Here is a 12,444-nt window from a genome sequence, read left to right on the forward strand (position 1 = left end):
TCGGGCACCGAAAAGGAGGGGTCACCATGTCTGAAAACCTGTACACCTTTGCCGTGACCCGGCTGCGCTCCAAGGAGCTTGAACTCCTGAACGGCCCGTTTATCGACCAGCTCATTGGCTGCAAGACCCACGAGGACTGCCGCCGCCTGCTGGGGGAAAAGGGCTGGGGCAAGCCGGAGGAGAGCGACGAAGAGGTGCTGCGCGCCCAGCGGCAGAAGACCTGGGAGCTGATGGGCGAACTGGTGGACGACCTCTCTGTGTTCGACGTGTTTTTGTACCCGGCGGACTACCACAACCTGAAGACGGCCATCAAGATGGTCTGCACCGGCGCCAGCGCCGAGGGGGTGTTCGTGGAAAACGGCTCCATCCCCCGGGAGGTCATCGTCAAGGCGGTGGAGGAGCACGACTACGCCCCCCTGCCCGAGGAGATGCGCCAGGCGGCGGAAAAGGCCTTTCGGGTGCTGCTGCACACCCACGACGGCCAGCTCTGCGACATCCTGCTGGATCGGGCGGCGCTGAGCGCCATCCTGAAGGCGGGCAAGGCCTCGGGCAACGAGCTGATCGCCGGGTACGCCGAGCGCACCGTGGCGGCCGCCGACATCAAGACCGCCGTGCGCTGCGCGGGGATGAAGAAGAAAAAGAGCTTTGTGCAGGACGCCCTGGCCCCCTGCGACAGCCTGGACGTCTCGGCCCTGGCCGACGCCGCCGTCAAGGGTCTCGACGCCATCTGCGAGTACCTGCAGTACACCCCCTATGCCGACGCCATCGAGCAGTTGCGGGAGAGCCCCTCCGCCTTTGAGCGGTGGTGCGACAACCTGATCATCCGGGAGATCCGCCCCCAACTGCACAACCCCTTTACCATCGGCCCCCTCTGCGCCTACATCCTGGCGCGGGAAAACGAGATCAAGACGGTGCGGATCATTCTGGCAGGCAAGCGAAACGGCCTGTCGGAGGAGTTCCTCCGGGAAAGGGCGCGTGAGATGTATGTATAAGATCGCGGTCATGGGCGACCGGGACAGCGTGTACGGCTTCGCCGCCCTGGGCCTGGACACCTATTCCATAGACGACCCCGTCGCCGCCGGCAAAAAGCTCAAGGAGCTGGCCGGTGGCAACTACGCCATCATCTACATGACCGAGGCCCTGTTCGAGGCGCTTTCCGAGGTGGTGGACCGCTATCGGGAGGCACCGCTGCCCGCCATCATCCCCATTCCCGGCGTGATCGGGAACACCGGGATCGGCGAGGCACTGGTCAAAAAATCGGTCGAGCAGGCCGTCGGCAGCGATATTCTGTTTGGCGGCGATTCCAATGAGAGCAAAGCAGGTGAAGAGAAATGAGCACAGGTACCATCAAAAAGGTGGCCGGCCCGCTGGTCATTGCCGAGGGGATGCGCGACGCCAACATGTTTGACGTGGTGCGGGTGAGCGAGCAACACCTCATCGGCGAGATCATCGAGATGCACGGCGACCTGGCTTCCATACAGGTCTACGAGGAGACCTCCGGCCTGGGGCCGGGCGAGCCGGTGGAGTCCACCGGGTCCCCCATGAGCGTCGAGCTGGGGCCCGGCCTCATCGGCAGCATCTTCGACGGCATCCAGCGCCCGCTGGACGACATCATGAAGGCCACCGGCAACAACTTGCAGCGCGGGGTGTCCATCCCCTCCCTCAAGCGGGCCGACAGGTGGAATTTTGTCCCCAGCGCCAAGGTCGGGGACAGGGTCGTCCCCGGCGACATCATCGGCACCGTGCAGGAGACCCCGGTGGTCCTGCACAAGATCATGGTCCCCCAGGGGGTGTCCGGCACCCTCGCCAAAATCGAGGGGGGCGAGTACACCATTGAAGATACGGTGGCCACCGTCGCCCTGGACGAGGGTGGCGAGCGCGAATTGACCCTGATGCAGAAGTGGCCGGTCCGGGTGGGGCGGCCCTACCGGGAGAAACTCTCCCCCGACGTGCCCCTGGTCACCGGGCAGCGGGTCATCGACACCCTCTTCCCCATCGCCAAGGGCGGCGTGGCCGCCGTGCCCGGCCCCTTCGGCAGCGGCAAGACGGTGGTGCAGCACCAGCTGGCCAAGTGGTCGGAGGCGGACATCGTGGTCTACATCGGCTGCGGCGAGCGCGGCAACGAGATGACCGACGTGCTCAACGAGTTCCCCGAGCTGAAGGACCCCAAGACCGGCTACTCCCTGATGGAGCGCACCGTCCTCATCGCCAACACCTCCGACATGCCGGTGGCCGCCCGCGAGGCGTCCATCTACACCGGCATCACCATTGCCGAGTACTTCCGCGACATGGGCTACTCGGTGGCGCTGATGGCCGACTCCACCTCCCGCTGGGCCGAGGCCCTGCGCGAGATGTCCGGCCGGCTGGAGGAGATGCCCGGCGAGGAGGGCTACCCCGCCTACCTGGGCAGCCGTCTGGCCCAGTTCTACGAGCGCGCCGGGCGGGTCATCTCCCTGGGCCAGGACGGCCGCGAGGGCGCCCTCTCGGTCATCGGGGCCGTCTCCCCTCCGGGCGGCGACATCTCCGAGCCGGTGAGCCAGGCCACCCTGCGCATCGTCAAGGTGTTCTGGAGCCTGGACTCCAACCTGGCCTACTCCCGCCACTTCCCCGCCATCAACTGGCTGACCTCCTACTCCCTCTACGCCGACACCATCGGCAGGTGGTTTTCCGCCAATGTGGAGGAGGACTGGACCGACCTGCGCAACCGGCTGATGCGGCTGCTGCAGGAGGAGGCCGAGCTCGACGAGATCGTCAAACTGGTGGGGATGGACGCCCTCTCCGCCCCCGACCGGCTGAAGCTGGAGGCGGCCCGCTCGATCCGCGAGGACTTCCTCCACCAGGACGCCTTCCACGAGGTGGACACCTACACCCCGCCCCAGAAACAGGGCGCCATGATGCGGCTGGTGCTGGCCTACTTCGACGAGGCCACCAAGGCTCTGAACCAGGGCGCCTCGGTGGAGTCGCTGGTCAAGCTGCCGGTGCGCGAGCAGATCGGCCGCTTCAAGTACACCCCCGACGAGGAGATGGAGCGGGAGTACAACAACGTCCTGCACCAGTTGCAGAGCGAGGTCGCCGACCTGCTGAACCGGAAGGAGGAGGAGTAATATGCCAAAGGAATACCGCACCATACAGGAAGTGGCCGGTCCTCTGATGCTGGTTCGCGGGGTGGAGAACGTCACCTACAACGAACTGGGCGAGATCGAGCTGCAAAACGGCGAGACCCGGCGCTGTAAGGTGCTGGAGATCGACGGCGGCAACGCCCTGGTCCAGCTCTTTGAAAACTCCGCCGGCATCAATCTGGACAGCTCGAAGGTCCGCTTTTTGGGCCGCACCATGGAGCTGGGGGTGTCGGAAGACATGCTCAGCCGGGTCTTTGACGGCCTGGGCCGCCCCATGGACGGGGGGCCCGACATCCTGCCCGAAAAGCGGCTGGACGTCAACGGCCTGCCCATGAACCCCGCCGCCCGCAACTACCCGCAGGAGTTCATTCAGACCGGCATCTCCGCCATCGACGGGCTCAACACCCTGGTGCGCGGGCAGAAGCTGCCCATCTTCTCCGCCTCCGGCCTCCCCCACGCCGAGCTGGCCGCCCAGATCGCCCGCCAGGCAAAGGTCCGGGGCACTGACGAGCCCTTCGCCGTGGTCTTTGCCGCCATGGGCATCACCTTTGAAGAGGCCAACTTCTTTATCGAGAGCTTCAAGGAGACCGGCGCCATCGACCGGACCGTCCTCTTTGTCAACCTGGCCAACGACCCCGCCGTCGAGCGGATCGCCACCCCCCGCATGGCCCTCACGGCCGCCGAGTACCTGGCCTTTGACAAGGGGATGCACGTGCTGGTCATCCTCACCGACATCACCAACTACGCCGACGCCCTGCGCGAGATCTCGGCGGCCCGCAAAGAGGTCCCCGGCCGCCGCGGCTACCCGGGCTACATGTACACCGACCTGGCCAGCCTCTACGAGCGCGCTGGGCGGCAGAAGGGGAAAAACGGGAGCATCACCATGATCCCCATCCTCACCATGCCCGAGGACGACAAGACCCACCCCATCCCCGACCTGACCGGCTACATCACCGAGGGGCAGATCATCCTCAGCCGGGAACTCTACCGCAAAAACGTCACCCCGCCCATCGACGTCCTCCCCTCCCTCTCCCGGCTCAAGGACAAGGGCATTGGCGAGGGCAAGACCCGGGCGGACCACGCCAACACCATGAACCAGCTCTTCTCCGCCTACGCCCGCGGCAAGGAGGCCAAGGAGTTGATGGTGGTGCTGGGCGAGGCGGCCCTCACCGACATCGACAAGCTCTACGCCAAGTTCGCCGACGAGTTTGAGCGGGAGTACGTCTCCCAGGGCTACCACGCCGACCGCAGCATTGAGGAGACCCTGGACATCGGCTGGAAGCTGCTGCGCATCCTCCCCCGGAGCGAGCTCAAGCGGATCAAGGACGAATACCTGGACGAGTACTACTCGGCCGACTGAGCCCGCCAAAACCCATAGAAAGGGGGAATACCGTTGGCATCTACCCATGTAAATCCCACCCGGATGGAGCTGACCAAGCAGAAGAAAAAGTTGGCCACCGCCGTGCGGGGACACAAGCTGCTCAAGGACAAGCGAGACGAGCTGATGCGGCAGTTTTTGGAGCTGGTGCGGGTGAACAAGGCCCTGCGGGAAAAGGTGGAGCGGGGCATCGGCGCCGCCAACCAAAACTTTGTGATGGCCCGCGCCGCCATGGAGGACGAGTATCTGGCCGCCGCCCTGATGACCCCCAAACAGGAGGTCACCCTGGACGCGGGGGCCCGCAACGTGATGAGCGTGGAGGTCCCCCAGTTCTCCTACCGGACCCGGACCTCCGACCCGGGGGACATCTACTCCTACGGCTTTGCCTTTACCTCCAGCGAGCTGGACGGGGCGGTGAAGAGCTTGGCGGACGTGCTGCCCGACCTGCTGCAACTGGCCGAGTGCGAAAAGGCCTGCCAGCTGATGGCGGCCGAAATCGAAAAGACCCGCCGCCGGGTCAACGCCCTGGAGCACGTGATGATCCCCGAGACCCAGGAGAACATCCGCTACATTACCATGAAGCTGGACGAGAACGAGCGCAGCACCCAGATCCGGCTGATGAAGGTCAAGGACATGATGCTCGAACAGGCGCACCACTACAAGGAGCGCCAGGCCGCCGACTGACGACCTGCCGAGAGGGCCGCTCCCCCACCGAAAGGGGGAGCGGCCCTCTTTTCTTTGTCGGGGAGATGGGCTATAATAGAAAAAACATCGACTGGGCCGGCCCCTTCTGCGGGGGCGGCGGACGATGGGTGGGAAAGGGGGACTGGACGATGAAAAAACAGCTGCAGTCGGGGGCCGAAGGGGGCGCACAGGTCCCCCGCCGGCGGTGGGGAAAGCAGCAGACCGTGCTGTTCTCCCTCTCTGTGCTGGTGGTCCTCGCGGTGATTTTCGGGGCGCTGGATTACTACTCCCTCCTCCCCAAGCGCAGCTACACAGCGGCGGATTTTGGCATTGAGACCCTGCACAGTGAAACCGACCGCAACGGCAACGGGGTGGACGATTTCAGCGACATCCTCGAGGGGGCCCGAAAGGCGGTGGAGGAAAACCCCATCTACGACAACTCCTATGCGGCGGGCGGCTATCCGGAGGCGGGCAGGGGCGCCTGCACCGACGTGGTCTGGCGGGCGCTGGCCCACGCCGGGTACGACCTAAAGGGGATGGTGGATGCGGACATTGCCCTGGAGCCGGACGCCTACCCCGGCGCGGAGGATGCGAACATCGACTTTCGGCGGGTCAAAAACCTGGCGGTCTTCTTTTCCCGCCACTGCGCCGTCCTCACCCTGGACCCCTACCAGGTGGCCGACTGGCAGCCGGGGGATATTGTCACCTTCAGCCCCAGCCACATCGCCATCGTCTCGGACAAGCGCAACCGGGACGGGGTGCCCTATATCATCCACCAGGACGGCCAGCCCCAAAAGGAGGAGGACGCCCTCACCCACCGCACCATCACCGGGCACTACCGGTTCATCGTATAAAAAAAAAGAGGAGAGGGACCGCCTGACACCGGCGGTCCCTCTCCCCTTTTTGTTTTTCAAATTCAATCGACCCAGAACGTGAGCTTCTCCTCGTCGCCGTAGGTGATGCGAAAGCGGCGGGCGGCGAAAAATGCCTCCACCGTCCGGCGCATCTCCTCAAAGCGGCCGGAACAGGCGCACTCCCCCAACGGTTCGATCCAGCAGGACTGTTTGCCGCAGGCGTCCCGCAGGTGGACGCGAAAGGCCAGGCCCCGCTCCTCCAACAGGTGGTTGCAGTCGAGAATGTCGGTCAGTGAGATGATGTTCATTTTCCCTCTCCCCTCTCTGCGGCCCGGCCGGCCGCGGCTGTTTGCCCGCTCTCCAAACCGCTGTAAAAGGCCTTTAAATCGGCCTTCACGTCGGGGGACAGCTCCTTCTTCGGCAGGCCGCGGATGGCCCCTTCCAGGGCGTAGAGCAGGTGCAGGCAGGCCCCCGGGTCGGCGTGCAGCCGCACCCGCAGCAGGGCCTCCTTGGCCCCGACCGCCCGCAGCTGCTCCGGGGTCTCGATCCCCGCGCGGCGCAGCTTTTCCTCCGCCACCCGGCCCAGACCGGTTATCTGATGAAGTTCCATCTCGCGCCCTCCTCTCTTCTCCGCCCCGCCTCAAATCCCCCTACATCAGGGGGGAGAACACCCGCAGCACCGCCGCGAACATCCGCTTGTAGAGGGGGATGGCATTGTACTTTTTCATGGTCATCTGCTCGCAGCACTCCAGGGTCTGCAAAAAGTCCTTTTTCAGCTGGAGCACCGCCTTGGAGCGGTACATCCAGACGCCACACTCAAAGTGCAGGTAGAGGCTGCGAAAGTCCAGGTTGGTGGTGCCCACCACCGCCACCTTGTCGTCGGCGACAAAGGTCTTGGAGTGGATGAAGCCGGGGGTGTACTCGTAGATTTTGACCCCCGCCTCCAGCAGTTGTTTGTAGTAGGAGCGGGTCACCATGTGCACATACCACTTGTCGGGCACATGGGGGGTGACGATCCGCACGTCGATGCCGCTTTTGGCTGCCAGGTTGAGGGCGGTCACCACCTCGTTGTCGACAATCAGGTAGGGGGTGTTGATATAGACGTATTCGGTGGCGTTGTTGATGATGTTCAGGTAGACCTGCTCCCCCACGATCTCGTCGTCCATGGGGCTGTCGGCGTAGGGCTGCACGTAGCCGTCGCTCTCGCAGGGGGCGGGCATGTACCGCTCGGGGCGAAACTGGCTGAACTCCTCCCCCTTCTTGGTCTCGTACTGCCAGAATTGCAGGAACATCACCGTCAGGTTCCAGACCGCCTCCCCCTTGAGCATGATGGAGGCGTCCTTCCAGTGGCCGTGCTTCTCGTAGCCGTTGATGTACTCGTCGGCCAGATTGATGCCGCCGGTGAAGCCCACATACCCGTCGATGACGGTGATCTTGCGGTGGTCGCGGTTGTTCATCTGCATCTGCAGCCGAGGGCGGAACTTGTTGAAGGCGTAACACTTGATCCCCTTCTGGCGCAGCTCCTTGTAGTAGCCGCTGGGAAGGGTGACCAGGCTGCCCACGTCGTCGTAGAGCATCCGCACATCCACCCCCTGGGCGGCCTTGCGCTCCAAGATCTCCAGCACCGTATCCCACATCACCCCGGCCTGAACGATAAAGTACTCCATAAAGATGAAGTGCTGGGCCTTTTCCAGCTCCTCCACCAGCTTCTCAAACATCCGCTCCCCCGGGGAGAGGTAGCAGGTCTCGGTGTTCTTGTAGACCGGGTAGAAGGAGTTGTTGCTGATGTAGAGGGACTGTTTGGCGGTGTGCCGGCTCATGGACTCGATCTCCTCGGTGACCACCCGGTTGGCGATCAACTCATCCTTGGTCTTGTCGTAGACCTCGCTGACCCGGCCGCGCAGGGCTCGGGGCACCTTGTTGTTGCCGAAAAAGACGTAGAAGAGCCCGCCGAAGATGGGCAGGGCCATGACGATGAGGATCCAAGGGATCTTGTAGGCCGGGTTGTCGTCCTTGGAGATGACCCAGACGGCGCAGAGGCCGCTGAGGACGATGAGAATGGGCTGTAAGTAGACGAACTCCTCGCTGAGGCGCCAGATGGCGACCACCAGAAAGGCCGCTTGCAGGAGGATCAAGACCCCCACGATGACGATCCTGCTGAGCAGGACCTTGGCTATTTTTTTCATACGTTATCCTTGTCTGTGCTCTGATTTTGCCGGTGCGGCGGAGAAATAGCCCTGCACCAGCTCCTTGTAAAAGAGGACCGCCTTGGCCAGCGCCTCCACGCTGAGGTTTTCGTCCACCCCGTGGATGCTGCCCAGCTGCTGTTTGTCGATGGAGAGGGGGGCAAAGCGGAGCACGCAGTCGCAAATCCTCTCGTAGTGGCGGGAATCGCTCCCCTGCAACATGATGTAGGGGGCCACCCCCGCCTCGGGGAAGGTTTTCTGCACGCAGGCCTTTACCGCCTGGTAGCCATAGCTGTCGGCGGAGGAGACGCCCGAGCAGTCCCACCCCGAGACCAGCTGCACCTCCACGTCAAAGCGCTCGCCGATGGCGCGCAGCTTCTGCATGGTGGCCTCCTTGCGCTCGTGGGACATGAAGCGCAGGTTGGCGGTGATGGACGCCTCCTGGGGGATGACGTTGGCCGCCTCGCTCCCCGCGGCCATGGTAAAGGCGCAGGTGGTCTGGAGCATGGCCCCGGCCTGGGCGCTGAATTTGGGGAGGACCGACTTGAGCAGGGGCTTAAAGAGCCAGAGATTTGCCAGCACCAGCCGCAGGGGCATGCTCATATAGGGGGCCATCTCCCGGAACATCCCCTCCACCGGCGGGGTGAACTGCACCGAGAAGGGGTTTTTCTTCTCTATGTAGTTCACCATCCCCGCCAGCCGGGCCAGGGGGGTGCCCCTGGGGGGCGTGGAGGCGTGGCCGCCCTTTGACTTGGCCACAAACTTGACCTGGGCGTTCCCCTTCTCCATCAAACCGATCATGGCGAACTTGCAGTCGAGGCCGGGCAGGGGGCTGTCGGCCACCGCGCCCCCCTCGTCCAGCACCAGGCCCAGCTTGACCCCCTGGGCGGCCAGGTAGTCCACCGTGGCGGGGGCGCCGGGGCCGTTGATCTCCTCGTTGCAGGAGGAGGCCAGATAGACGTCCTGCGGGGGGACGTACCCCTCGGCCAACAGCTCCTCCACCGCGTTCATAAAGCCGCAGAGGGAGCCCTTGGTGTCCACCGCGCCCCGGCCCCAGATGATCCCCTCCTCAACCTCGCCGGCAAAGGGCGGGTGGCTCCACGCCCCTTCGGCGGGGACCACGTCCATGTGGGACATGAGCAGCAGGGGCAGCCGGTCGGAGCGGCCGCTCCCCCTCCAGTGAAAGAGGAGGGCGCCGTCCAGCTCCACCCGCTCCAACTGGCGGTGGATGTTGGGGTAGAGCTCCTCCAGCAACCGGTGAAAGGCGTAGATCTTTGACAGGTCCCCGCCGGGGGCCACAGTGACCGTCTCCTGTGCCAGCATCCGAGAGAGGGTCTCGGCGTAGTGCGCGACCCGCTCCTCCGGCGGCAGGGGCGCCCCCTGGGGCGACACCGACTTGATCCCCACCCGCAGGGTGTTGACCAGGATGGCGGCAATTAGCAGCAGCAAAAGCCCCAGCACCGCCCACAAAATGATCCAACCCATCTGTCCTCTCTCCCCTCTCGGCCTTTAGTTGGCCTTGGCCTGTTTTGCCTTTTTGCGGGCCCGGCGCTTGCGCATCCTGGCCTGCACCTTTTCAGAAAAATCGACGAATTTCTCCACCCAGGGGGTAAAGACCAGATCGAACTCCCCGGCAAAGGTGACCACCTGGCCGTTAAAGCCCTTTTTGAAGAGGTAGACCCCGTGCATGTGGTCGTTCCCCGACAGGTCCAGGGGGATGCCCTGAAAGTCGTAGACCACACAGCCGGTGTCCACCGCCCACTGGATCATCTCCCATTGCATCAGGTGGTTGGGCATGACATTGCGGAAGGCGTTGTCCGACGCGCCGTAGACATAGCAGGTCTTGCCCGCGTAGTTGGTGGTAATGGCGCCGGAGATGGGCTGCCCCTCGTAGTAGCAGAGGTAGAGGCGCACCTGTTCGCCCAGGGCGTCGAGCATCCGCTCGAAATAGCTCATGGGGCGGGTGTTGAAGCCGTCGCGCTGGCCGGTGACCTGGTAGACCTTCATAAAGTCGGGCAGGTCTGCCTTGGTGCCCACCTTGCAGACCACCCCTTTGCGCCCGGCCAGGCGGATGTTGTAGCGCCACTTCTGGTGGAAGCTGGCCAGCAGCTCCTCCTTGGTGCGCCCGGCCAGGGGCAGCATGTAGTTGCTGCGGCGCTGGATGGTGTCGTCGTCGGTCTGGTCCTCGGTGTAGGTGAAGCCGTATTTGCGGGCCATCTCCACAAAGGCGGTGTCCCCGGTCATCACCATGGGGTCCATCTTAAAGGCAAAGCCGTGCTCCAACTTGGCCACCGCTTTGACCCCTTCGACCAAGTCGGCAAAGACGGCCTCGTCGCCGTAGTCAAACACCGGGCCCCGGGGGGCATAGAGAAAGTGGCGGTTCAGCCCCGGCACCTTTTTGGTGAGGATGAGCATCCCCCCCACGATCTCCCCCGCCGCATTGCGGGAGACCACCACCCGGTGGCCCCAACCGGCCTTGACCTGCGGCCAGTGGATGGACTGGGTAAAGCCGCCGTTTTTGTGGGCGCTGACAAACGCCTCGTACTCTCCGTATCTGCTGGGTTCTAAAATTTCCAAAACCAACGCCCTCTCTTCACATATTCCCACAGCTCTCCCCGCGAGCGGGGAAGCCATATCCCAAAAATCGTTTTTCTCCCGCCGGGGTGCACAGCGGCGAAAAAAGCGATCTGAGCCGCCCCAAAAGGGGGCCGTTTGAGGATAGGCTAAAACCGCCCCCCTCAAACCACTCGCCCGACGGCCCACCGCCCGGCGGCGGATCTTTTCCCCCGGCGGAATTTGCGGGGAATGACCGACGCCCTCCCACACGGGGCAGACGACAAACCGCCTCCCCGGAGGGCTGCCCCGGCCCTGAAAAGCGCTGCCGACCCCCCTGATAAAAGGCGGGGCGCCCCGCCAGCAGGGCGCGAACCGTCTGACAGGGTCCGGCGCGCCCCAACCTTGGGGGACAGCCGCCCGCCGACCGGGCGACGGCTGCATTCGCCGCCCCCCTCCCACAAGCGTCGGGTGCACAGGGGGGCGGCCAGAAGGCAGAAAGCAAACCGCGTTTGTGCAGCTGCCCGGCCGTCCCCGGCACACTCGCCACTCGATGGTTATTATACCATATTTTGCCCCCGCGCGCACGGCAAATCCCCGGGAAGCGGGCTTTTCCCAAAGGGGTTTTTGTGATATGATTGGAGCGCAGCCGCAGCGGGCCAAACCTGCCCGCCAAGCGGCAGAGGGGAGGTTGTTTTTTTGAGGGAATTCACAGTGGACAGGGCGGCGGACGGGCGGCGGTTGGACGCCCTGCTGGGGGAGCTGACCCACGGCCTGCCCCAGCCCCTTCTCTACAAGTTTCTGCGCAAGGGCCGCGTCCGGGTCAACGGGAAGCGGGTCTCCCAGCCCGGACACCGGTTGCAGGCGGGGGACCGGCTGGAGTGCTATCTCAACGACGAGTTCTTTCAGCGCCCCTCCCCCGAAAACGCCTACCTGCGGGTCAAGCCCCGGTTCCAGGTGGTGTACGAGGACGAAAACATCCTCCTGGCCGACAAATACCCGGGGCTGCTGGTCCTCCCCGACCGGGAGGAGGGGGTCAACACCCTGGAGGCCCAGATCCAGCGCTACCTCTACGACCGGGGGGAGTACCGCCCCGGCGAGACCTTTCCCCCCGCCCTCTGCAACCGCATCGACCGCTGGACCGGGGGCATCGTCATCGCCGCCAAAAACCAGCCCGCCCTGGAGGAGATGCTGGAGCGCATCCGCCTGCGGCAGGTGCAAAAGACCTACTGGTGCGTGGTGCTGGGCCGCCTCCCCCGCCGGGAGGGGACCCTCACGGGCTACCTCTTCAAGGACAGCAAAAAGAGCCGGGTCTACGTCGGCGACAGCCCCCGCCCCGGGGCCAAGGAGGCGGTGACCCACTACCGGGTCTTGCGGACGAACCGGGAGCTGAGCCTGGTGGAGGCCCGGCTGGTGACCGGGCGCACCCACCAGATCCGCGCCCAGTTCGCCGCCGCCGGCCACCCCCTGCTGGGGGACGGCAAATACGGCCGGGAGCCGGTCAACCGCCGCTACCACCAATCCTACCAGGCCCTCTACTCCCGGGAGGTGACCTTCATCTTCCCCCCCGGCGAAGGGGTGCTGCAGTACCTGAGCGGCCGGCGCTTTCAGGTGGCCCAGGTCCCCTTTGAAAAGCTGGTGTGACCCCGTCGCCCGGCCCCTTTTTCCCC

The 12,444-nt window shown here is 64.5% G+C and carries 12 protein-coding genes; 7 read left to right on the plus strand and 5 right to left on the minus strand.

Going from position 1 to position 12,444, the window contains the following annotated elements:
- Positions 1–26: 26 nt before the first annotated feature.
- From GT748_RS11715 to GT748_RS11740, 6 genes are all read left to right on the plus strand, one after another.
- The gene (locus GT748_RS11715; RefSeq protein WP_021658260.1) at positions 27–992 is read left to right on the plus strand and encodes a V0D/AC39 family V-type ATPase subunit; all 966 of its coding nucleotides are present in this window, start codon (positions 27–29) and stop codon (positions 990–992) included.
- Positions 985–1,335, plus strand: a complete 351-nt coding sequence (locus GT748_RS11720) for a V-type ATP synthase subunit F (protein ID WP_021658261.1) — start codon at positions 985–987, stop codon at positions 1,333–1,335. The genes GT748_RS11715 and GT748_RS11720 overlap by 8 nt, the downstream gene beginning before the upstream one ends.
- Positions 1,332–3,104, plus strand: coding sequence for a V-type ATP synthase subunit A (locus tag GT748_RS11725; RefSeq protein ID WP_073260938.1), 1,773 nt, complete (start codon positions 1,332–1,334; stop codon positions 3,102–3,104). Before GT748_RS11720 ends, GT748_RS11725 begins: the two co-directional genes overlap by 4 nt.
- Position 3,105: 1 nt before the next feature.
- On the plus strand, positions 3,106–4,479 hold the full coding sequence (locus GT748_RS11730) for a V-type ATP synthase subunit B (protein ID WP_021658264.1): 1,374 nt from the start codon (positions 3,106–3,108) through the stop codon (positions 4,477–4,479).
- Positions 4,480–4,512: 33 nt separating this feature from the next.
- Positions 4,513–5,181 (plus strand): V-type ATP synthase subunit D, encoded by a 669-nt coding sequence (locus GT748_RS11735; protein ID WP_044991875.1) that lies wholly within the window; start codon positions 4,513–4,515, stop codon positions 5,179–5,181.
- 149 nt (positions 5,182–5,330) lie between these two features.
- The gene (locus tag GT748_RS11740) at positions 5,331–6,035 is read left to right on the plus strand and encodes a DUF1287 domain-containing protein (protein WP_073260936.1); all 705 of its coding nucleotides are present in this window, start codon (positions 5,331–5,333) and stop codon (positions 6,033–6,035) included.
- A gap of 62 nt (positions 6,036–6,097) precedes the next feature.
- Here GT748_RS11740 and GT748_RS11745 read toward each other — a convergent pair whose 3' ends face one another.
- Genes GT748_RS11745 through GT748_RS11765 form a run of 5 tightly spaced genes read right to left on the minus strand, consistent with a single transcriptional unit; the run spans position 6,098 to position 10,798 of the window.
- Complete coding sequence (locus tag GT748_RS11745) at positions 6,098–6,343, minus strand: RDAC family protein (protein WP_021658267.1); 246 nt, start codon at positions 6,341–6,343, stop codon at positions 6,098–6,100.
- Positions 6,340–6,645: a TfoX/Sxy family DNA transformation protein gene (locus GT748_RS11750; protein WP_021658268.1), complete on the minus strand. Its 306-nt coding sequence runs from the start codon at positions 6,643–6,645 to the stop codon at positions 6,340–6,342. Before GT748_RS11750 ends, GT748_RS11745 begins: the two co-directional genes overlap by 4 nt.
- A gap of 40 nt (positions 6,646–6,685) precedes the next feature.
- Positions 6,686–8,221: a cardiolipin synthase gene (gene cls, locus GT748_RS11755; protein ID WP_161213297.1), complete on the minus strand. Its 1,536-nt coding sequence runs from the start codon at positions 8,219–8,221 to the stop codon at positions 6,686–6,688.
- 3 nt (positions 8,222–8,224) lie between these two features.
- Positions 8,225–9,706 (minus strand): M20/M25/M40 family metallo-hydrolase, encoded by a 1,482-nt coding sequence (locus GT748_RS11760; RefSeq protein WP_021658270.1) that lies wholly within the window; start codon positions 9,704–9,706, stop codon positions 8,225–8,227.
- A gap of 24 nt (positions 9,707–9,730) precedes the next feature.
- A complete protein-coding gene (locus GT748_RS11765) occupies positions 9,731–10,798 on the minus strand; it encodes a lipid II:glycine glycyltransferase FemX (protein ID WP_044991878.1) in 1,068 nt (355 codons plus the stop codon).
- A gap of 675 nt (positions 10,799–11,473) precedes the next feature.
- On the opposite strand from GT748_RS11765, the gene GT748_RS11770 reads away from it, so the two are divergent.
- Positions 11,474–12,418, plus strand: a complete 945-nt coding sequence (locus tag GT748_RS11770; RefSeq protein WP_021658273.1) for an RluA family pseudouridine synthase — start codon at positions 11,474–11,476, stop codon at positions 12,416–12,418.
- Positions 12,419–12,444: the final 26 nt, after the last annotated feature.

It is taken from the genome of Bittarella massiliensis (ex Durand et al. 2017) (genome assembly GCF_009876955.1).
Classification (GTDB): domain Bacteria; phylum Bacillota; class Clostridia; order Oscillospirales; family Ruminococcaceae; genus Bittarella; species Bittarella massiliensis.

Coding starts and splice junctions, on each gene's coding strand:
- GT748_RS11730 (WP_021658264.1), top strand. CDS start 3,106: ATGCCAAAGGAATACCGCACCATACAGGAAGTGGCCGGTCCTCTGATG.
- GT748_RS11760 (WP_021658270.1), bottom strand. CDS start 9,706: ATGGGTTGGATCATTTTGTGGGCGGTGCTGGGGCTTTTGCTGCTGCTA.
- GT748_RS11720 (WP_021658261.1), top strand. CDS start 985: ATGTATAAGATCGCGGTCATGGGCGACCGGGACAGCGTGTACGGCTTC.
- GT748_RS11715 (WP_021658260.1), top strand. CDS start 27: ATGTCTGAAAACCTGTACACCTTTGCCGTGACCCGGCTGCGCTCCAAG.
- GT748_RS11725 (WP_073260938.1), top strand. CDS start 1,332: ATGAGCACAGGTACCATCAAAAAGGTGGCCGGCCCGCTGGTCATTGCC.
- cls (WP_161213297.1), bottom strand. CDS start 8,221: ATGAAAAAAATAGCCAAGGTCCTGCTCAGCAGGATCGTCATCGTGGGG.
- GT748_RS11740 (WP_073260936.1), top strand. CDS start 5,331: ATGAAAAAACAGCTGCAGTCGGGGGCCGAAGGGGGCGCACAGGTCCCC.
- GT748_RS11745 (WP_021658267.1), bottom strand. CDS start 6,343: ATGAACATCATCTCACTGACCGACATTCTCGACTGCAACCACCTGTTG.
- GT748_RS11750 (WP_021658268.1), bottom strand. CDS start 6,645: ATGGAACTTCATCAGATAACCGGTCTGGGCCGGGTGGCGGAGGAAAAG.